General features: G+C 44.7%; 18 protein-coding genes and 1 pseudogene. 5 read left to right on the plus strand and 14 right to left on the minus strand.

The genetic code is table 11. The annotated features are described in order from the left end of the window. Positions 1-60: 60 nt before the first annotated feature. The 7 genes and pseudogenes from QUB16_RS23360 to QUB16_RS23390 form a co-directional block, all read right to left on the minus strand. Positions 61-423, minus strand: coding sequence for a response regulator (locus tag QUB16_RS23360; protein WP_333319819.1), 363 nt, complete (start codon positions 421-423; stop codon positions 61-63). Positions 424-624: 201 nt separating this feature from the next. Then, positions 625-1,968, minus strand: a complete 1,344-nt coding sequence (locus QUB16_RS23365) for an EAL domain-containing response regulator (RefSeq protein WP_333319821.1) — start codon at positions 1,966-1,968, stop codon at positions 625-627. A 151-nt stretch (positions 1,969-2,119) separates the two neighbouring features. Beyond that, positions 2,120-3,331, minus strand: coding sequence for a transposase (locus tag QUB16_RS23370; RefSeq protein ID WP_333319823.1), 1,212 nt, complete (start codon positions 3,329-3,331; stop codon positions 2,120-2,122). Between the two features lie 520 nt (positions 3,332-3,851). Then, a complete protein-coding gene (locus QUB16_RS23375) occupies positions 3,852-4,121 on the minus strand; it encodes a hypothetical protein (RefSeq protein ID WP_333319825.1) in 270 nt (89 codons plus the stop codon). A gap of 222 nt (positions 4,122-4,343) precedes the next feature. Further along, positions 4,344-6,248: a serine/threonine-protein kinase gene (locus QUB16_RS23380; RefSeq protein ID WP_333319826.1), complete on the minus strand. Its 1,905-nt coding sequence runs from the start codon at positions 6,246-6,248 to the stop codon at positions 4,344-4,346. A gap of 129 nt (positions 6,249-6,377) precedes the next feature. Then, positions 6,378-7,550 (minus strand): transposase, encoded by a 1,173-nt coding sequence (locus QUB16_RS23385; protein ID WP_333319849.1) that lies wholly within the window; start codon positions 7,548-7,550, stop codon positions 6,378-6,380. 183 nt (positions 7,551-7,733) lie between these two features. Then, positions 7,734-7,856 (minus strand): annotated as a pseudogene (locus QUB16_RS23390) (helix-turn-helix domain-containing protein); the annotation flags it as partial. 313 nt (positions 7,857-8,169) lie between these two features. Between QUB16_RS23390 and QUB16_RS23395 the strand changes: the two are divergent. The 3 genes from QUB16_RS23395 to QUB16_RS23405 all read left to right on the plus strand — a co-directional run bounded on the left by QUB16_RS23395 (position 8,170) and on the right by QUB16_RS23405 (position 10,575). Continuing rightward, positions 8,170-9,750 carry a phenylacetate--CoA ligase family protein gene (locus QUB16_RS23395; protein WP_333319828.1) on the plus strand — a complete coding sequence of 527 codons (1,581 nt, stop codon included), beginning with the start codon at positions 8,170-8,172 and terminating at the stop codon, positions 9,748-9,750. 85 nt (positions 9,751-9,835) lie between these two features. Continuing rightward, positions 9,836-10,252 (plus strand): XisH family protein, encoded by a 417-nt coding sequence (locus QUB16_RS23400; RefSeq protein WP_333319830.1) that lies wholly within the window; start codon positions 9,836-9,838, stop codon positions 10,250-10,252. Then, entirely contained in the window at positions 10,240-10,575 is a 336-nt protein-coding gene (locus QUB16_RS23405) for a XisI protein (protein WP_333319832.1), read from the plus strand. Before QUB16_RS23400 ends, QUB16_RS23405 begins: the two co-directional genes overlap by 13 nt. A 41-nt stretch (positions 10,576-10,616) precedes the next feature. Here the strand turns inward: QUB16_RS23405 and QUB16_RS23410 are convergent, their stop codons facing one another. The 6 genes from QUB16_RS23410 to QUB16_RS23435 form a co-directional block, all read right to left on the minus strand. Next, the gene (locus QUB16_RS23410) at positions 10,617-11,354 is read right to left on the minus strand and encodes a Uma2 family endonuclease (RefSeq protein WP_333319834.1); all 738 of its coding nucleotides are present in this window, start codon (positions 11,352-11,354) and stop codon (positions 10,617-10,619) included. 153 nt (positions 11,355-11,507) lie between these two features. Next, entirely contained in the window at positions 11,508-12,614 is a 1,107-nt protein-coding gene (locus QUB16_RS23415) for a Rho termination factor (modular protein) (RefSeq protein WP_333319836.1), read from the minus strand. Positions 12,615-12,881: 267 nt separating this feature from the next. Continuing rightward, positions 12,882-13,811 carry a ParB N-terminal domain-containing protein gene (locus QUB16_RS23420; RefSeq protein ID WP_333319838.1) on the minus strand — a complete coding sequence of 310 codons (930 nt, stop codon included), beginning with the start codon at positions 13,809-13,811 and terminating at the stop codon, positions 12,882-12,884. Continuing rightward, positions 13,811-15,313 carry an AAA family ATPase gene (locus QUB16_RS23425; RefSeq protein ID WP_333319840.1) on the minus strand — a complete coding sequence of 501 codons (1,503 nt, stop codon included), beginning with the start codon at positions 15,311-15,313 and terminating at the stop codon, positions 13,811-13,813. The genes QUB16_RS23420 and QUB16_RS23425 overlap by 1 nt, the downstream gene beginning before the upstream one ends. Positions 15,314-15,655: 342 nt before the next feature. After that, positions 15,656-16,708 carry a fatty acid desaturase gene (locus QUB16_RS23430; protein WP_333319842.1) on the minus strand — a complete coding sequence of 351 codons (1,053 nt, stop codon included), beginning with the start codon at positions 16,706-16,708 and terminating at the stop codon, positions 15,656-15,658. A gap of 710 nt (positions 16,709-17,418) precedes the next feature. Continuing rightward, entirely contained in the window at positions 17,419-17,700 is a 282-nt protein-coding gene (locus QUB16_RS23435; RefSeq protein ID WP_333319843.1) for a hypothetical protein, read from the minus strand. A 120-nt stretch (positions 17,701-17,820) separates the two neighbouring features. On the opposite strand from QUB16_RS23435, the gene thrC reads away from it, so the two are divergent. Both thrC and purU read left to right on the plus strand, forming a co-directional pair. After that, positions 17,821-18,945 (plus strand): threonine synthase, encoded by a 1,125-nt coding sequence (gene thrC / locus QUB16_RS23440; RefSeq protein WP_333204358.1) that lies wholly within the window; start codon positions 17,821-17,823, stop codon positions 18,943-18,945. Positions 18,946-19,533: 588 nt separating this feature from the next. Beyond that, the gene (gene purU, locus QUB16_RS23445; protein ID WP_333319845.1) at positions 19,534-20,388 is read left to right on the plus strand and encodes a formyltetrahydrofolate deformylase; all 855 of its coding nucleotides are present in this window, start codon (positions 19,534-19,536) and stop codon (positions 20,386-20,388) included. A gap of 137 nt (positions 20,389-20,525) precedes the next feature. Here the strand turns inward: purU and QUB16_RS23450 are convergent, their stop codons facing one another. Then, entirely contained in the window at positions 20,526-21,515 is a 990-nt protein-coding gene (locus QUB16_RS23450) for a mechanosensitive ion channel family protein (RefSeq protein WP_333319847.1), read from the minus strand. Between the last annotated feature and the right edge of the window lie 343 nt (positions 21,516-21,858).

Below are 21,858 nucleotides of genomic sequence, written 5' to 3' on the forward strand. Positions count from 1 at the left end.
AAAACGGAGATATGTGCAATGAAAAGTTACAATTCAAGCCGTCCTAGAAGGACGGGGTTTTTAACCCAGTTTTTCGATAAAGGGGACTAACTGTCCCAAACGGGTAGTTCGCAAACGGCGACAAAACTCAAACCCGTCCATTTCCGGCATCATGACATCTGAAATTACCAAATCTGGGGGGGCATTTTCAAAAATCGAGAGCGCCTCAACTCCTGAATTAGCGCATTCCACCCGATATCCTTGACTTTCCAAGTACATTGCTAAGACTGTTTGACAGTCTGCTTCGTCGTCAACCACTAATATTCTTTCCATGACAGGCTTGCACCAATTCCAGTTGGACAGTTCTTGAAACTGCCAGTCCCAAAGTAGGAACTTAATTGAGTTTACCTCCTGCAACTTGATAAAGGCTCGCAATTTCAACACGCCACACTTTCTCAAATCGTCCGATTAGGGGGGCCTAGCGCATAAAAGGGGAAGCAGTAGAGCAATATGGGGAACAATACTTTCTTTGACTCGCCTATCATCAAAAGCTACAAATTTTTATGAGGAAGCGTCCACTTTTATGCAGAAAATAGAAGGTAAAAGAAAGAATTTTATCCTATTAAACAGAAATCTTAGTGACACTTATACTATTCCTAGACGCGACATTGAAAGGTTTTTAGATTTTTCGGGTTCGGACACAGGTACAAAAGGGACAACGCGACTAGGTGCTGCTGGGGGTGGCGCGAACAAACTCGGGTCGGCAACCAACATACTTTCAATTATCGCTGCTGGTTCGGGGCGACTGAACAGATACCCCTGTATGATATCGCACTGATGTTGTTTCAAAAATTCTAGTTCTGCTTCTGTTTCCACTCCCTCAGCAATTACAGTCATATTCAAACTGTGACCAAGTAAAATTACTGCTGTAGTAATAGCAGCATTTTGAGTATCTTCGTTGGCATTACGGACGAAAATTCGATCGATCTTTAAGCTGTCAAAAGCAAATTGCTTGAGATATCCTAAAGTAGCGTAACCGGTGCCGAAGTCGTCAATAGCAATCCGAATTCCTAGAGCTTTTAGTTCGTTTAAAGTAGCGCCTGCTACTGTCGCATTTTCCACCAAAGCGCTTTCGGTCATTTCTAATTCTAAATTCGCAGGCTCTAAACCTGTAGTTTCCAATATTTGCACGATTCGCGCCTTGAGTTCCGGGTCGGACAACTGCCGGGCCGACAAGTTTACTGATATTGTAAAGGGCGAAAACCCCGCCGCCAGCCAACTAGCGGCTTGAGCGCAAGCTGAAAGCAGTACCCACTCGCCAATCTGAATAATTAAACCTGTTTCTTCTGCTAAGGGAATAAATTCGCAGGGAGAAATTATACCTCGATCGGGATTTTGCCAGCGCACTAAAGCTTCCGCGCCGATAACTTTGCCCGTAGCAATATTCACTTGCGGCTGATAGTATACCTGAAACTCACCTTGTTCCAAAGCGTGGCGCAGCAAAGCTTCGAGAGCAAACTTTTCAGGAGATAGGGTTGTAACCTTGGTGGAGTCGTTAACTAAATCTTTGAGTCTGGCTTCTGCTTGGTGAAGCGCGACTGTCAGCGGTTGAGTAATAGTTTGCCGTTTCAAGACGCGAGAAGCAATGGCTCCCAGCAATTCAGCCTTGGTAAACGGCTTTGTCAGGTAATCGTCTGCCCCCAATTCCATCCCCCGACGAAAATCGGTTTTGTCACTTTGAGCCGTGAGGAAAATAAATGGAATTGTTGCAGCTAGCGAGTTTTGCCGCAGAGTCCGCAACACGTCATAACCGTCTAGTTCCGGCATCTGCACGTCGCACAAAATTAAATCCGGTATCTCCGAAAGTGCCATCTGCACCCCAGCTCGACCGTTTTCGGCCGCAATGACCCGGTAGCTGTGAGATTCCAGGAGTTGCAGAAGAGTTTCCCGGATTAATTCGTCGTCTTCAATCACCAAAATTTTGAGCATGATACTTAGATAACAGATGCCACTATATATCTGAACCTGACTAACTCTAGCATAATCAAACTAGCAAATTAATAATTCAGCTAATTAGCCAATAAACCATTAGTTAAATGGCTGAATATTTCCCCTGGGTTCTTAATTGACACTCCTGCGCCTAAAGGCGTGAGGATTCTTCGTTCACCGACCCAACTTGCCCAGACAAGATTGCTCCAGCCTGAGTAGAGGTCGAATCTCCCGAAGCGTTCGGATTTAAAATCCAGGTTCCTACATGACCTGTAGTACCCAAGGCTAAATTCAGGATATTCAGAGCTGCATTCCAATCCCTATCTAGCTCAAGTCCGCACTTGCAACTATGCGTCCTAGTAGATAGAGATTTTTTTACAGTAGTCCCGCAGTTGGAACACTTTTGCGAAGTATAAGCTGGATTAACCGCCACCGTTACTTTGCCGAACTTAATTCCAAAATATTCCAACCATTTCCTGAATTGATACCAACCCGCATCATTAATTGACTTAGCGAGACAATGATTCTTCACTAGGTTTTTAACCCTCAAGTCTTCATAGGCGACCAAATCGTTAGATTGGATTACGCAACGCGCTATTCTCTTAGCGTGTTCTTGACGCTGCCTACTTATTTTGAGGTGTACTCGCCCTAGTCGATTAATGGCTTTCTTTCGGTTGGTAGAGCCTTTCTTTTTGCGAGAAACGCGGCGTTGTCGAGACTTCAGTCGCTTCTCACCTTTCTTATAGAATCTGGGGTTCGGTTCACTATGTCCGTTGCTGTCGGTATAAAACTCTTTAAGTCCAACATCTAAACCGATTGTTCGCCCACTCGAAGTTGTTTCAACTTGGCATTCAATCCTGATTACAAATTGGACATAGTAACCGTCAGCACGTTTAACCAAACGTACCCGCTTAATTTGCTCGACTTGGTAGAAGTTTAAGTCCCACGTCCCTTTCAGCTTGAGTCTGCCGATACCTTTTTTGTCGGTAAAAGTGATTTGCTTGCGCGTCGGGGAAAGTGACCACCCTGAAGTCTTATACTCAACTGAGCGACAGTTTTTATTAAATTTTGGATAGCCTTTCTGACCGGAAACCTGGCGCTTGCAATTGTCGTAGAACCGAGCGATTGAAGTATAAGCACGTTCAACCGAAGCTTGACAAGCATGGGAATTTAAAGTCTTGACAAACGGAAATTCAGCCCGCAACGCTGTGTTGTAGCGATAAAGCTCTTTCTGTCCCACGCCGTGATTGTCCATCCAGTAACGGATGCACTTGTTGCGGACAAACTGAGCGGTTCTAATCGCCTCATCTATAGCAGTGTATTGGGTTGTTTTTCCTTTAACTTTAAATTCCAGAACTATCATTTGACGTGGAAAAACCCTACGGCAATAGTCTAACATAAAAAAGTCGCCCGCTTATGGGCGAGGCTTGAAACCCAAATTTTTGGTCACACTCAAAGAACTGCCCAAATTGGGAAGATTTCGATCTCTTTCAAGAGCAGAAAACTGCTGAGTCCGACTCGTTTGATAAACTTTTATTACAAAATACCCAATATTTCTCATAAAAAAAATAGCCAAGAGTTTCAATGCGCCGATGGCGGAAATTACTCAGGCTATCACTTATATGATGTCCGGTTAATTGTTTATAATGAGTCCGTGTTTGTACTGAAAACTAGAGTTTTCTCTCCAGGGATGAATCAGGATGCAGCCTCCTGATTCATCCAAAAAAAGATACTTGCTTTCAGACAACAGTCGTGGAGAGATAAAAATTTTAGATTAAGGTTCAATCTCCCAGATTCATTTGTGCAGTAAATCTAACCTCTAAAATCGACTAACGGAGAACTTAATTATGGTTCTCTAACCCGAAATCCTATTATGCGCTGCCTTAATTCACAGGCTTAGTGGAATTCGCGCAAAACTTTTCATCTACAATTGCAGAATTGATACTGACAGCGTGCATGGATGAGGACGGAATTATCCGGTCTTGCGGAACTACCACGGTCTTTTTACAAACTAGCTCGCTACTGCCTACAGAGGCAAAGTTCCAAGCATAAAATTCGGGAGTGCTGACTGTCGCATTGGCCGGATGTAAACCTAGTGCAGTCACTAATACTAATCCAAAAGTCACTAAAGCTACGATCGCGAATCTCAGCATATTCTTTGTTTGAACAGGAAAACTTACCTGATCGGTATTACCTTATTATGACGCGGGTGGATAGAGAGCGTCAATCGATTTTAGATTTTAGATTTTAGATTTTAGATTGAAGCCTTGAGCCCACGGAGAAATTCGGGGGTTCCTTTATCGGTTACAGGTTTTTTATTTCTGGACGGATGAATCCGGGGGCTTGTATCCTGGATGCTTGATTGTCAATAGCAGTTATTCGGCCGTCAGATTCAACTGGTAAGCGATCGGCTCAGATGCTTGAGAAACTACCACGAATTCATAAAAACCAGTATCATCCAGCAATCCAGACCAACTAAGCCCCTCTGCATCTTCCAGCAAAGCTCGCGCGCCCTTTGTCCGCCCCGGAGTATAAATTGACAGTAGAGTAGATTTGCGCGGTGCTTGCAAATTCACCCGCAAAGTTTGATTGAGAGCGAACCTGGCAATGTAAGCTTTCCCTTCTCCGGGTTTGAGATTGCCTGTGAGGCGTTTGCTGTTCGAGAGGCGATCGAATTCAACGCTTTCGACAGTTGCTCCAGCTTGTAAGGCTTCGAGTTGGTCGGCGGTAATTGCTTGCCAAATTTGTCCGATCGGCAAACCGATGATATTGCGATCGCGCGGCTGTTGTGGAAACCAATAAAAAAACCTAGCATCAGCCAAATCGTAGAGAGCCCGACTGCTCAAATTCAGCTTGTTAACCTCAGTTTTCCAGCGATCGATATCAGTAGTGTCGTAAGTACCCAACCGTGCTCTAGCGTCGCTGCTGAGATTTTCCAGCTTGTCGAGCAACTCGTCGCCGATTTTCTGCCACCTTTCGCGCCATTGGCGATCGTCATCGCCTTCTTTTAACAATCGTCCCCCCAATTCCGGGTATTTGGCATAGAAAGTCTCGTCCACAAGGTTGACGTAACCGTTATAGAATCGATCGTCAATTTTGAGCTTTACAAAGCGATCTTGCAAAGCATCTTCTTGCTCCTGTTTCGGGCTTGAAGGCTGGGGAACTTTCTGCACTTTTGATTGCAGATTTAACAAAGAATTGCCCGCAAACCAGCCAACTCCCCCCATACTTGAGAGCACCGCCACCACGAACAAAACCATTTTCCAAGCAGGCATCTTTTGCTGATGGCCAATAGCAGCAACTCGCACCGGAGTTCCCGGCAGTTTTGGCGTGGGGGCGGGTACGGGTATAGGCGAGAAATCCGGCGGCTGCGTGATCCCAAAATCCGGGGCTGGCGGCAAAGGTGGCTGTAAAGGCGGATTGCCGGAGAGAGCGAGCATTACCTCGCGAGCCGAGGAGTAACGCTGGCTCGGCTGCTGAGCAAGCATTTTATCCAGCACCAGGGACAAATTCGGAGACAGAGAACATTCCGCCCGCCAATTCCAATTCAGCGTCTGGCTGTCGAGCAACTGATGGGGTTCCTTCCCCGTCAGCAACACCAAAACCGTGGCCGCCAGAGCGTACAAATCGCTGTGGGGAGAGACAATGCCCATCTGCATCTGTTCGAGGGGAGCATAGCCGAGCTTGCCGATGCGAGTCGCGGGGGCGAGAGTGCCGTTAGCCTCAGCGAAAAGAGACTCTACGGTGGCGGCGACTTGTTTTACTCCCCCAAAGTCGATGAGCACGGGCATTCCGTCAGAACTCCGCAGAATCAGGTTGTCCGGGGAGATGTCGCGGTGAATCACTCCCAAAGAGTGAATGTATTCGAGCAGGGGCAAAATCTGCAGCAGCAATTGATTGATTTCTGCTTCTATGAACCGCAAACCCTGACGCTTGCGGGCGTCGAGCAGAAAGCGGTAGGTTTGACCGGGCACGTAGTCTTGGACGAGAAATAGGTAGCCTCGATCGCTGATACTGACGCGGAAGAGTTCGCGAAAGCGCGGGATTTGATTGTGTTGCAGCTTGTAGAGCACTCCCGCTTCCCGCTCGAACAGTTCCTCGGATTTTTGTAAAGCGTAACTTCCATGTACTTGGGGCGCAAATTCTTTTAAAACGCAGGGTTCGTTAAATCGGTGGGCATCTTCAGCGAGGTAGGTGCGCCCGAAGCCTCCGTGTCCCAATTCGCGGACGATGCGGTAGTGGTTGTTGAGAGTTATGCCGGGGTAGATGGGATTGTTCATTGGAACTTGCTGCGTCTGATTTTCACGCTTGACTGAGACTGGGAGTTTTGGGCGATCGCTGAATTAATCTTGCCATAGTGTTTGACACTCCCACCCCTGAAGGGGATGAGATTCTTTAGGAATTTCGCCCTAAATATCCCAGAGAGACAATTGCTTGTACTCTGGGTTCTCGCCCACACGCCGTTTGCCTTTTTGGGGCAGCGTATTATCTGACGAGCGTTCGTACATTCCGACATTAAAAAGTGTCGTTTGTACTGGTTTCGGCGAGTCCCGCCGTACCTTTTTCTTGACAATATTTAACCCGTAGGTTTCTATTGCCTTAGTTTTCACATTCTTAGCAGCTTGTAAATTAGCATCATCAATATGTCCGCAATTAGTGCAAATAAACTTTTCACCATTGCGACTATTTTTATCAACTTGTCTACATTTACTACAAGTTTGACTGGTATATTTGGGGTTAATTTTATACAATTTCTTGCCTAGCTTCGCAGCCAAATATTCAAGTTTTTGAGTTAAACTATACCAACTTGCATCAGCAATAGAACGATTCAATCCTCGTTTAGCTGATTGACCATTAGATAAAAATCTACCAGCCTCAGACTTAACTGGTTTGCACCGTTTCATCATGTTTTTGACTGGTAAATCTTCAACCGTAACAGCATCAGCTTTTTTAACAATTCGATTAGCCACATCCCATTGATAAGATTCTCGTCGCTGTTGAATCCTGTTATGTAATTTACTCACCCTGAGTTGAGCTTTACTGCGATTCTTGCTTCCCTTTTGCTTGCGACTAACCCGCCTTTGTCTAATTTTCATTAAACGCTTAGTTTTTTTATTAGTAGCAAAACGCGGGTTGTCAATACTACTTCCATCAGACAAGTAAACCAATTTTCCTAATCCCATATCACAGCCAGTAATGGTTTTAATTTCACTGTCTGGGATTATTGGAAAATCTGGTACTGTCTTGTTTTCAATTCTAACTGAAACGTACCAACCATCAGCTTTCTGTCTAACTGTAACCGTCTTGATTTCAAATCCATCTGGAAGAGAACGCGAATTATAAAAACGCATCCATCCGATTTTAGGCAAATAGATTTTATTACCCTTGATTTTAATCCTTCCTGGTTTGTAACTAAAGGATTTAAAATCGTGACGACGTTTAAATTTGGGAAACCCAGCACCCTTGAAAAACTTATTAAAAGATTCGTTAACTCGAACTGTTATTAACTGTAAAACCCCAATATCAATCTCTTGATACCAGGGTCTAGCATCTTTTAATTCTTGCAGGTTTGCATCTTGCATCAAAACTACCGTGCGTTTAGGAGATCGATCTTTCTCCCCTTTTTTATTGGCTTTGCCACCACCACCTTTCCAGGGGTTAGCTAATTGCGTCCCCTTAACTAAACTGCAAGTCAAAGGTGTGATTTCAGCTTGTGTTTTCAAATCGGAATAGCTACCGCAAATAAATTGCTGATGCCAGCCATCAACACGGTCGCGCCAACACCAGTTGTAATTAGCTCGTAACATATCGAGCCATCCCGATAGTTTTTTAAGCTGTTGATTATTGGGGCGCAACTTATACTTGTAACTCAAAATCAATTCGCTCACCTCCTGAAGTTATTTTATCGTATATTGTAGATATTAACGACTTAACGACAGCTTCATATGCAAGACAAATGCAGACGCATCCCGACCCCTGAAGGGGTGGGCTTGCGGCGCGGTCAAACTCTGTCAGTGTTGATTAGTCGATCGGCAGCTTGGCTATCCCCTGTGGTTATTGTGAAAACAGCGGTTTCCTGCTATAGAAGTTTATCTACTGCGCCATATTTTCGATCGACCTCAAAGTGTGTTCAAATTTTTAGTGTCCAGCCCAATGTGCGATCGGGTGTTAGCGCTACTAATTGAATTTTGAGCGATCGAGGTGCCAAATACCCATTTTAAGGAGCAAATCATGCAGCCAGAACAGCGTCAGCGAGCAATGGGGGCGTTTGAAGAGTTTTTGAGGGCGCCGCTTGAGGAACGATTGCAACACCAACAGAATCGAGTTGCCGAATCCGGGGCGATGGCGCTTTTTCAAAAAGTCGCGGCCACAGTACCAGCTTACCAGAATTTCCTAGCTGAACATAACATCAATCCCGCCTCAATTCAAACCTTTGAAGACTTCCAAAAATTGCCGCTAATTACCAAAGAGAATTATTTACGCTGTCACCCGCTACCTCAGTTGTGCTACCACGGCAAATTAGAAACTTGCGATTTCATTGCTGTTTCATCGGGTTCGACAGGAAACCCGACATTTTGGCCGCGTTTTATCAGCGACGAGTTGCAAATTGCCACTCGTTTTGAACAAATATTTCACGACAGTTTTTACGCCGATAAGCGCTCAACTTTAGCTGTCATTTGCTTTGCGTTGGGAACTTGGGTAGGCGGAATGTACACGGCAAATTGCTGCCGCTATCTAGCGAGTAAAGGTTATCCAGTTACAGTTGTGACGCCAGGGAATAATAAGACTGAAATATTTCGAGTTGTGCAGGAACTTGGCGAGCATTTTGAGCAAGTAGTTTTGTTGGGATATCCGCCATTTATCAAGGATGTGATTGATAGCGGAATTGCTGGGGGTGTGGAGTGGCAAAAATATCGAATTAAGATGGTGTTTGCGGGGGAAGTGTTTAGCGAAGAATGGCGGAGTTTGGTGAGCGATCGCACTAATTCTGACAATCTATATTACAACTCTGCGAGCCTTTACGGTACTGCGGATGCGGGCGTTTTGGGCAACGAGACACCGCTGAGCATTTGTATCCGTCGCTTTTTAGCAAAGAATCCCGAAGCAGCACGCAATTTATTCGGGGAATCGCGGTTGCCAACGCTGATGCAGTACGATCCCAAAAGTCGCTTTTTTGAAGTGAATAATGACGGCACGCTATTATTTTCTGGCGACAACGGCATCCCGCTAATACGCTATCACATCTCGGATAATGGCGGTTTAATTTCTTACGAAGCAATGCTCAATTTTTTGGCTGAATGGGGATTTAACCCTGTGGCAAGTTTGCAGCAAGCAGCAGGTATGAAAGTTTCTGATTTCCCCAGAGGAATTCGCTGCTTGCCATTTGTGTATGTATTCGGGCGATCCTCTTCGAGGGCTTCGCTAACGCACTTTACCGTTTCTTACTTCGGTGCTAACATTTACCCAGAAAATGTCACCGTAGGTTTAGAAGTTCCCACCATTCGGGAATGGGTGACGGGAAAATTTGTACTGCAAGTCAGGGAGGATTCGGATCAAAATCGGTATTTATCGGTGGTTGTGGAATTAGCAGCGGGGGTGGAGGGCGACGAGGAGATGCAGCAGGCGATCGCATCTTCAATTCTCGCGCAATTGCGGCGGCTAAACAGCGAATTTGCTAATTATGTGCCGCCAGAATATCAGTTACCTGTGGTGACATTAACGGAGACGGGCGATGCGGAGTATTTTCCGATTGGGGTGAAGCACCGATACACGCGGCAATAAGTAGTTTGAATTGATGAGTTATCCGTTTTCAAAAGTCTTGTGTTATTCTATAATTAGGCTGACATTTGATGGTTCATCTTAGAATATGCCAGCAAAAGACATCTACCACAATACTGTCAGAACAGCTCTAGAAAAAGACGGCTGGACGATAACAAACGATCGGTTAACCTTAGAAATTGGCGATCGTTCACTCTTCATCGATTTGGGTGCAGAAAAAATACTGGCTGCCGAAAAGCAAGGTCGCAAAATTGCTGTAGAAGTAAAAAGTTTTTTGAGTGCTTCACCCGTTCATGACTTAGAAGAAGCTCTGGGACAGTATATTGTCTACGAAGATATCCTAGAGCTTTCGGAACCAGAACGTAATATCTATGTTGCTGTTCGGGAAGAAGTTTATCTAGATATTTTCTCTGAGCCACTGGGGCAACTTTTGTTGCAAAAAAAAAGACTAAAATTAATTGTTTTTGATTCATCAAAGGAGATAATTGTCAGATGGATAGACTAGATGAATATCGCCTATTTATTCAGAAAATCTTAGAGAGTTATGCCCAGATTTCTTACGGACACGGAGAAATTAAAAGCAGCGTTATTGTTGACGGCGAACAAAACAATTTTTTACTAATGCACGATGGCTGGCAAGGGCCTAAAAGAATTCACGATTGTATCGTTCATGTGGAAATTATCGACGGCAAAATCTGGATTCAACAAGATGGTATAGAAACGGGAATTACCGCAGAACTTGTAGAATTAGGAGTGCCTAAAGACAAGATTGTTTTAGGGTTTCATCCGTATCATGTTCGGCAACATACGGGATATGCGATCGCCTAAACCAGCTTACAATACAGGAAAATTGAATGAAAGGACGATCGCTAAATTGTATCGGGATCAATGTTTAATTCTCGCAGTTTCGCGGCCAGGCGATCGGCTCGTTGAGCTTCTTGTCCGGCTCGTTGAGCTTCTTGTCCGGCTCGTTGAGTCTCCCTTTCTGCAACCTCTTGAGGAGTAGGGACAAGCTCTCCTTCTGCTGTAAAGAAACGCAATTTTCCGCCACAAATTCCGAGACTCAAATCGAGTTGTTGACTCCGCAGATGCCCGAATTCGTTCGGTGCGATTGCTTCATATTCCCCGTCAACTAAATGAAACCCAGCTAATTCTAAAGTTTCTGGGTCAAACCAAAAGTAGTCATGAGTGCGAAAAGTATCTTGATACAGTTGTTTTTTAAAGTTTTTATCTATATCCGCTGTTTTGGGAGACAGGATTTCAACGATAATATTGGGGTACTTTCCCTCTTCTTCCCAAACTACCCAGCTTTTCCGAGTTTTTCGTTCTGTTCCGAGTACCACAAAAAAGTCTGGGCCTCGGAAGTCCTTCGATTTGAGTTGCTTGGGACTGTAATAAATGGTGAGGTTTCCAGCAGCATAGAAATTGTTTCTATCTCGCCACAGCCATTCTAGACAGTTGAAGAGTAGGATTATTTGTCGGAGATGCAGTTCTGTTTCCACGGGAGGTTCGTCACTGTATAAATCGCCTGAAGGAAAGATAACATTTTCTGGTATCTCTTGTTCTAGTATTTCTTGGGTAGTAGCTAATTCTGCGGTTGCGGACATGGCTGCTTGGTGAGGAGTAAGAGGTTGTGTGTCTATTTTAGCAAGGTTTCCATATCTCTGCCCAGGACTATTCTGAAAGCCCGATCGCGCTTTTTGCCGAAACACGCGATCGAACACCGAACAATTAGTCTTTAACTATTAGCAATAGTCGTTTTATTGACCGTCAGTTTGTCTGAGAGCAACCAGAATTTCCGGTCGTTTCATGCGCGCGTAGCCCCGCACTTTCCTGTCTTTGCCGATCGCCTTCAACCGTCTCAGCGAAAGACTTTCGTAGTCTTCCTCTGGGAACGGGGACGGAAACGGCAACTCTAACTGCAACTGCGGTAACTGAGGTTTTTGCTGTGCTTTCGACTGCTTATTAGCCTGCTTCTTAGGCTGTGTTTTTGACGGGGTTTTCGGTTGTGCTTCTGGCTGTATTTCTGAGTGAGTCGCTGCGGCTCCCAGTTGGCGGCGGAGCGTTTCAATTTGATTTTTCAGGTCATTTTCTACGTTTTCAATAGCCTCGGAAACAAACTCATTAATTTTTTGGACTGTGCGTTCTAATTTTGTTGACAGCAGTTTTTCCAGTTCATCCAACTGTCTCAAAGCACCTTCAAGATTTACCTCAGAAATAACCGCCGATGTTTGCGGACGGTTGCTGGTCGATTGTTCAATTTTTTTAGCCATTTTATCTACCTTTTCATGAAATGCTTTTTCCACTTGTTCAAGCAAATGCTTAATCTGTTCTATTTGATTACGCTCAAAGTTCTGCTCAGTTAGAGCTTTTACGTGCTTTTTTAGCAGGTCTTCATTTTTTTTAACAGATTGTTCTATTTGTTTTGTTAGACTATCTACCTTTTTTTGAAATGATAGCTCAAATTGTTGCAGGAGAGTCTCAATTTGTGCAGTTTTCTGAGTCGGTTGCGGAGCTAAATGTTCCATTTCTGCTTGAGCAACAGCTACCTCCTCGTCGGTCATTTCAAATACCCACGCCCACATTTGCTCGATGCCGAGTTCTTTAGCCACAATACACCAATCTGAGCCGCAGACTACTTCATATTCTTCTTCGTTGCTGTAAGCTTCAGTGGGGCGTACAATTAAAGGAATCAAGTTGCTGCCTTGCTCGATCAAACTTCTCCTGAGAGCTTCGCGGCGTTCGCGAGGAATTTCGCCCCGATGAAACTCTGGTACTGCAATTTGGGAAGTGTAAATCTGACTGTGACTAATTGGCTTAATCCGCAAATATTCAACTATTCGGTTTTGATCGGACGATCGATCCATCTTGTTACAAGTCCCCTTTTGTCATTAAAATCTGGTGTGTAGGTATTTCTGTATATCTACGCGGCTTCCCGTGGGGTGACATCCCTCGCGATGGCGTCCCGCCCTCGCCCGTGCTACGGCAAAAGTTACTGCAATTCCTAAAAAAAGCGACTGTGATGAGTTTAACTGCCTGCGGGACACCAATGATCCACTGCTTTACTCATCTTTACTTATTTTGGAGTAGAGACTCACTGAGTCAAAGTTGCGAGTAGCCGCAGGAGTTGCGAGTTATGAGTATTTTTGCCACTTGTCAATTATTTTAACCATTGTTTTGTCGGTTAACCCTTTAACACGTTCCACCACATTTGCAAATGAGACAAACGGCCGCGCATCTCGCTCTTTGAGTATTATTTGGATTACTGGAAGCTTCAAGCCAGCATCTTTCAAATTAGCCGACAGTTGATTTTTCTCTAAAGTATTGAGTGCTTCCAACAGCGACATTGATTCGGAAGCTACGTTTTCAAATTCTGGTATCCTCTCTACCACCACTTGTTTTTCGGGTGGCGACTCTGATTTCAACTCATTAATTCTGTTTTCTAACCCAGCTTCAACTAACAGAGGTACTTGTTGTAAGATTCGGTTTTCAAGTTCTTGTATACTCTGGGCTAAAACTTTTTGTTCACGGGCGTACTCGGCTTTTAATTCATTAATTTGACTTGCAAACAAGGCTTGAATATTTGTTAGTCGCTGTTCTAAACTAGATGAATCTTCGGGAGTTTCATTTTCCCCTAAATTAGGGACTTCTACCGAAGAAACCACGTTAGTTATTGAATCTGCGGGCGGCGACGAAGTATTTTCGTACAAAAACCCGGTTTCTGGGTTATCAACTAAATTCTCATTTTTGGCTGATTTCCTCAGCGCTTGAACTTGTTCCAAAAGCAATTCTTCATTTTCGGGTTCAAGAATAAATGCTCCGATTGTCTCGCCTTTTTGAGGGTGAATTTCCCTGGCTTTCGCAGCAGCGTAGTATTCAAAGTCTCCGTCTACTATCTCGTAGGCATCCATACCGTTGCGACGGACAATTATGGGGTTGATTAATCCTCCTAATTCTAAAATCAGTTGCGCCAGTTTCTCCAAATCCGGCTCTGCAAAATTGGAACGGGGCACTGCGGATGTAATTTTTTTCACTGCAACCAGTGACGGAGATAATTTTTTCATTAGTTTTTACCTATTTTTTCCAAAACTTCCATTGCTAGCATTTCAAATTCTTGGGATGCGATGGAATCCGGCTTAAAGTCTAGCACTGAAATGGGATCGGCGATTTCCATATTTCCCACGATTTGAAATTGTTCTGCACACTTTGCTAAATCGTCTCTCTCGTAAATTACGCTGTCCATGATTTCAAAGCCGTAGCGTTTGGGAATTGCCTCCCTCCGCTTGGGCAAACTGTACTGTACAAATTTACTATTAGTTGAGATTTTGCAAGAGAGTACGCCTAAAACTTCTAGTGGTTTCTTGCCAATTTGTTTTTTGAATCCGTTGACTTTTTTAATAAAATCCTTGACATTAATCAGTCCTTGATTGGCAAAAGGTTTTAAGTCAGAAGGAATAATTAAATAATCCGCCGCAATTAGAGCAACTCTAGCATAAAAATTCAAAGATGGCGGCGTATCAATCAGTACAATATCATATTTTTCCTGTACTTCTGCTAGTTTCTGAATTAAAATCATGCGGCTGTAATCTAGTTGATTGAGTTCCGTTTCATATTGCATTAAATCAATATGGGAAGGAACCACATCTATTTCGGGATGGCAAAAATTAGACTTGCGAGCTACTTGTGCGATGGAAAAAAATTCTTCTGATTGCAAAACTTGAAGAATATTATTATCTTTCAAATCGTCTTGTTCTTCATCCTCAAATTTTACTAAACCAGTCGCAAAGGTTGTATTCGCTTGACTATCTAAGTCGATTACCAAGACTCTCTTACCTTTCTTGCTCAGCGCTGCCGCTAAATTGACTACTGTTGTAGTTTTGCCAACGCCGCCTTTATTGTGGTAAACTGCAATGATTTTCATTGTATTTTGAGTTTTTGGGGGAACGGTTACATCGGATTTAACTTGAGGCTTAACTGGATTCTTTTCAGGTATTTGTTCCGGTTCAGAGATTTGACTTGGCTCAGCTTTTGCGGTGGCGGGATTGTGGGGCTGTACTGGGACTTCGCTAATTAACTCAGGACTAACCAAATTAATTTTATTATCTTCCCGTTCTAGATTATCAGGAGTTTTTATAGGTTTTAAAGTATTTCTGCCAATTAAAGCGATAATTTCATCAATTCTATTTTCAATGTCCTGTCCAGCACACTTAAAAACTAGCTGAATATCATCGGCAATTTTTTCGTAAATTCTAATTTCTTTACCGTTAGTTATGAGTCCGTAGCGGATGCTCAAACTTGTTAAATAGCGATGGAGTTTTCGCAGGTGGCGGTCTAAATTTTCCTTCGGATGTTTAGCCTCCATGACTACACTCATCGGCGAGTCTGTCTCGACAACTATGGGGATAACTTGGGTGGCAAATGAGAGGAAGTCTAGACGAATATTCCCAAATGCTATTTCTTGGTGCCAAGTGTCGGGGGTATAGCCTAGTTTTGGTAGCAGATAGCTGACAATGAGTTTGCTTTCTACTTCGCTTTCGTTGCGACAGTTATTGGGATTGAAAGTCATTCGATTTTAGATTTTAGATTTTAGATTGTAGATTGGGAATGACTGATTTAATAATGGTACGGATTGTGATAGTGGCAGTAGGGCAATACGGTTCAGTTAAAAATATTTATTCCTCGGAGATCCCCCTAAATCCCCCTTAAGAAGGGGGACTTTGAGTAAGTTCTTGTCCCCCCCTTTTTAAGGGGGAGTAGGGGGCAAGCTAAGGGGGGATCGAGCTTAACTGAACCGTATTGGACAGTAGGGTACGCATTCCTCCCCTTACAAAGGCTAGGGATTGTAATATCGAAAAACCCGGTTGTGTTTTACAAACCGGGTTTTTAGGGGATTAATCGCGTTTCAAACTTACTTGGTTTGAGCGTTAAATTCTTGCAATGTCTGATAGCCGCCAGCGGGATTGTACAAGTGACAGTTGTCGGCAATCCGCTTCATTAAAGACCAAGAAAATTCTGTTTCGTAGAGATGATCTTGCCAATTTTCCTTTAAGCTGCTGTGGGCGAGGCGCAAATTGTACCAGGGAATAGCAGTTGAAAGGTGGTGGGGAACGTGCACGTTAATGTCGTGGCACAGAAACTCTACCCAGCGGGGATAATCGCAGTGAACTGTTCCCGATAGTTGCGCTTGGGCTTCGTTCCATTCTTCGGGTTCTTTAAAGGAAATATCTGGTGCTGTGTGGTGAACGATCGTAAAAGTGCTCATCCAGAAATGGTAAACCAGCCAGGGCATCAACCAAAATTTGACAAATCCCCAAATGCCTGTGGTTGCAATTAAAATCGGGAATCCGATCGCAGCACCGATTAAAACGACCAAAACTGAAAACCGCACTTGTTCTTGTTTCTGTTGGCCTTTGAAGCGCCACCACATAAAGTGCACTTTTGCCCAGTGGGCGATCGAGCCAATCCACCACATCCGACCGAATATTAAACTATAAGCTATTTGTAAAGCCTTGGGCGCGGCAGCGTAGTCTTCTGCTGTCATCGGCTGCCAAGCATTATCTTCGCCAAGTTTGTTGGTGTGCTTGTGGTGATAGTTGTGCCCGTGCCGCCATGCGTGAAACGGATAAATTAACGGCAGAAATGCAATATGTCCGACTAAATCGTTTACCCAGCGGCGGTTAGCAAATGACCGATGACCGCAGTCGTGGCCGATCACAAAAAAACCGGTTAATCCGGTACCTGTGAAAATCCACATCAGGGGTAGTAGAAACCAAGGAGATACTGCTATGCCCCAGTAACCGACCGCTACTAGCAAAACGTTGACGATTACTTTTGTCCAAGCTTTGCGGGGGTTTTTGACGAATACTTCCCGCGGCAGGGTTTTGAGAATATCTTTGAGGCGCAGGTTGGAGGTGTCACTTGCGGATGTCAAATTTAGTGGTTTTTCGATCGATGCTGTCATAAATAGATTTCGATTCTCCGTATGCCATGAGGATGGCTTAACAAATTAGCGCCATAAAATGTCAGCTCGTTGCCAGCTTGTGGCAGACGAGTTGAGCAGTAGGCAAGCGCGTTTTAGCAAATGCTAGCGAGCGCTATCCGCAGTTAGGAATTTCTAGCACTTTTGGCAAAAAATACTGCGGGTAGCAAAACCTTTGTTTTTTTGACACTCCCCAACCTAAAGGTGTGGGGATTCTTAATTCAGCGACTAACCTTTAAGTGCTACGTCCTTGCGGCAATACTCAAACCTTTTAACCGTAGAAATCCTACCAATTAACGAGCCCGATTCGCAGTCACCCCAGAGGGCCTATCTCCAAAAGCGTACTAGGATATTGACCTAGAATTCGGGTATGCCCTACCCTATCTAAAAAAAGTGAATTGTTTTTTTTTCTGGTTATGAGGCTGTATTAAGGCCCTAGCTGTTTTGAGAGTTTTCGCCGCTCTTTGTCCCCCGGTTTACGCCTAAAAGTGTGTCTGAGTCCCTGTTTCACGAGGGCGTTGCGAGTTTAACCTTGACTTTTATAGTATACATACTACACTACAAAAACCAGCAATTCCCTGATTTTTGGGAATGGGTTTAAGAAATTAAAGCCGTCCTGGAAGGACGGGGTTTTAAACCCAATTTCCCGATAACACAGGGGTAGCACAGTTGGCATTAGCGGCTGTTGTCTGCTAATTGCTCTTGCTGCCAGAAATCGGGCCCTGAGCCGGCAAGCCAGCGATCGAGCGTTGCTGTTTGAGGCTTTGCACTTCCAGCAGCAAGGATTCGATTTCTGCTTGCAAGTGCAGGAACTTAACTTGCTGGTCGGCTTGGTAGGGGCACTTCACCAAATCTACTTTGCGGGCAAAACTGGTCGATAGGGTAGAAGAACTAGCCATTTCGGGGTTGCTCGCGGCGACTTGAGGCCGGGAAAGAGTGGATGAATTATTTGACATTAGTAATTGAGTAGACATATCTACACATTCACACCATTAAGTTACTTTAACCTGAACCGATCGTATTAAACATCAAATTAACCGATCGAGCTAAAATTAGTGTAAATTCCTTAGCCATTGCCTAAAACCATTGACATCGTGACCCTGATTCTACCTGCTACAGACTCTGCTGCTAACTCCGCTGCCCGCGCCGCCGAGCCGAAACGCTACGGCTGGCCCGGCTTGATCGAAGCTTATCGCCCCTACCTGCCGGTGACGGAAACCACGCCGGTAGTGACGCTCCAAGAAGGCAATACTCCCCTGATTCCAGCACCTGCGATCGCCTCTCTCATCGGTAGAGACGTGCGCGTCTTGGTGAAATACGACGGCCTCAACCCCACTGGTAGTTTCAAAGACCGGGGGATGACAATGGCGATTTCCAAGGCGAAGGAAGCTGGTGCCGAAGCTGTAATTTGCGCCAGTACCGGCAATACTTCGGCCTCGGCGGCCGCCTACGCCCGACGCGGGGGAATGCGAGCTTTCGTGTTGATTCCCGAAGGTTACGTGGCTTTGGGCAAGCTGGCGCAAGCTTTGCTTTACGGTGCGGAAGTCATTTCGATTGGGGGAAACTTCGATCGAGCCTTAGAAATTGTCCGCGAAATGGCCGTTAACTACCCCGTGACATTGGTCAACTCCGTGAATCCTTACCGTTTGGAAGGCCAGAAAACCGGCGCTTTTGAAGTCGTTGACGCTTTAGGCGATGCCCCCGACTGGCTGTGCATTCCCGTGGGAAATGCGGGAAACATCACAGCATACTGGATGGGTTTTTGTCAATACCACCAAGCCAAAAAATGTTCGCGCTTGCCGCAGATGATGGGATTTCAAGCCGCCGGGGCTGCGCCGTTGGTAACGGGCTCACCGGTATCGCACCCAGAAACCCTGGCGACGGCGATTCGGATCGGCAACCCTGCTAGCTGGAAACAGGCGATCGCAGCTTCCGAAGCCAGCCGCGGCAGTTTTGCAGCAGTCACCGACGCCGAAATTCTCGACGCTTACCGTTTGTTAGCATCGCAGGAAGGAATTTTCTGCGAACCGGCGAGTGCAGCTTCTGTGGCCGGTTTGCTGAAGGTAAAAGACCAAGTTCCGACTGGGGCGACGGTAGTTTGCGTGCTAACTGGTAACGGTTTGAAAGACCCGGATACCGCAATTAATCACAGCAACAATCAATTTAAAAGCGGCATTGCTCCGACTTTGGATGCAGTAGCTGGGGCGATGGGATTTTAAGAAGTTAGTTGGCAGTTGTCAGTTGTCAGTTGTCAGTTGTGTTCTTTGTGTCCTCTGTGATTCATTTAAACTAAGATATTGCACCGGCGGTCAACAACCTGTAGGGGCGGGTTCACCAACAATATCTAACAAGTACCCACAATCTGAATAAACCCGCCCCCACCCAACAGTAAATCGCAATCTACCTCTTTTAACATACAAGGGGCTGCTTACTCAATAGCTTTCAAGGATACCAAAAGACTAAAAAAGCCGCCCCCACCCCGCGCGAAAGTCCTCGATTGATATTGTTGTAAGATATCAGTTTAAATTCACATCTTGCACCAATATAAGAAACGGGCAAGATGCCTGTTCCACTCTTAGTTAAAATCTTTTGTGGGGAGTAGGGGTAGGGCCGAAGAACCCGCCCGTAAGCCCATCGAAACAGGCTCTCCGGCCTGTTCCACAAAATATAAATTTTCTTGTGGAACAGGCCGGAGAGCCTGTTCATAAAAGGCTAATTGAGAATGGTGCAACATCTCAGTATCAATAAACTCCTGTGAACTCACTTTTTTATCAATAAACTCAGCCAGAAACTTTTGTCATTATCTTATGACTAGCCCTACTGCAACCCTGTTAATTTCCTGTCCCGATCGCAAAGGGCTTGTCGCCTTACTTGCTAACTTTATCGCCTCCCACAACGGCAATATTATCCACGCAGATCACCATACAGATTTTACCGCCGGATTATTTCTGAGCCGGCTAGAATGGCAATTAGATGATTTTGACTTAACCACCGAACAAATAACACCTGCTTTTAGTGAAATTGCCAAGGATTTACAAGCCAATTGGCAACTGCATTTCTCTCATAAAATTCGACGCATCGCAATCTGGGTAAGCCGTCAAGATCATTGTTTATTAGACTTGATTTGGCGACAAAAATCTCAAGAAATCAGAGGTGAAATTCCCCTGATAATCAGCAACCATGAAAATTTAAAGCCCATTGCCGCACAATACGGGATCGACTTTGAGTATATTCCCATTACTAAAGACAATAAAGCTATTCAAGAAGCACAACAGTTAGAAATTCTTAAAAAATATAAAATTGATTTAGTAGTTTTGGCTAAATATATGCAAATCTTGAGTCAAGACTTTATCAGAAAATTTCCCAATGTGATTAATATTCACCATTCATTTTTACCCGCGTTTGTGGGTGCAAATCCCTACGAAAGGGCTTATGAAAGAGGGGTGAAAATTATCGGTGCAACAGCCCACTATGTTACACCCGATTTAGATGCTGGCCCGATTATCGAACAAGATGTTGTGCGCGTCAGTCACCGCGATGAAGTCTCTGATTTGATTCGCAAAGGTAAAGATTTAGAAAGGGTTGTTTTAGCAAGGGCGGTGCGATATCATTTACAAAATCGTGTTTTAGTTTACGGCAATCGGACTGTGGTTTTTGCTTGAAAATTAGGCATCATATCAATCCTGGTTTGTTACTCCTTCGATCGCTCGGCGAGTGATATCAATTCCGGTTGCACGATCGCAGTGTAGCGACTCCCAAAGTTTGCTGAACTTGACATTCTTCATGACTTGTGATGCGGTTAAGATTTTCCGTTGCCGTCTTGTTGCGATCGCCCTTGGGTAAATTTTCGCAAAGAGCGGCCCATACGACGAGGTTTGGGAACTTTACTTTTACCTGCGGGCCATCCTTCGCGCTGCTGGGAGCGATCGCCATCGGTCTCTTCGGTTTGGTCGTGAAACAAGATGTTCCGCGTGGGATAAGGGAAATCGAAGCCGTTTTCCACATATAGCTTTTTTTTAATAGCAGAAATTACCTTGTCGCGCGATCGCAGATCGTCAATTCGGCGCGGCGGAGCAATCCACCACCGAACGCGGATCTTGACCGTACTTTCTGCTAGATCCATCGCCAGTACATCGGGTGCAGGAGCTTTCAAAACCTCCTTTATGCTGTAGATTGCTTCCAGGATTAACTGCTTGGCGTGGTCAATATCGTCGCCGTAACCAATACTAATATCGTATTCCATGCGGCGTTTATCGAAAGCAGTATTCACTGTCACCGTATTCGTAAACAATTCGGCATTAGGAATGACAATCCGGCGACCATCATAGGTTTGGATTGTTGTAGCGCGCGTCTCAATATTTTCTACCGTTCCCTCAAAGTTTTTAAACACAATCTGGTCATCGATTCGGAACGGTTCCGTCAACAGAATTAGGATACCGGCTAAGAAGTTTTGCAAGATATCGCGAAAGGCAAAACCAATCGCCACCCCGCTAATTCCCAGCAGTTGCACCAAATCGCCAGCTTTCAAGGTGGGAATTACAATCGAAAGAGAAATAAATAGACCAACTAGAACGATCGCACTCTGGGCTAACCGTCCTAACACCAGCCCCAAATTTCGAGCTTGGTGGTGGTGGCGGGTAACTCGCCTGACAACTCTCTTAATTTGCCTACCCACAAAGTAAAAAATTGCAAAGACAATTAACGCCAGCACAATATTAGGCAGCATGATCAGAAAGCCGTCGATCATGCTCTGAATCTTTTTCCAGACTATGGATATCTCTGCCTTCATGAAGTTTCCTCGCGCATCAGTCGTTGTCGATAGTAGTAGAATCTAGCTCGATTAAGTTCTATCTAAAGACTGTAGGTTGGTACGACGCGAGGAAGATTTTTTGGCACTCCTCAAAATTTTGAATGCAGATTATAGGTTGGGATATAGTACATTTACATCGATTAGTAGATGATCCGTAGATGCGGAATAATAAAAAAGCTGATAGATTAATGCAGCCTAATTGCAGTTAAGGCAAAAACAACGCATCGGTGACTAAATCCCATCTGCTAAGGAATGAGAATTAAATAACTTCCACTCTTGAAAGTGGGATGGGCGTCCCGCCCGTCCAAAAAGGACGGGCGGG

This window comes from Microcoleus sp. D3_18a_C4, from assembly GCF_036702415.1.
In the GTDB taxonomy this organism is placed as follows: Bacteria; Cyanobacteriota; Cyanobacteriia; order Cyanobacteriales; family Microcoleaceae; genus Microcoleus.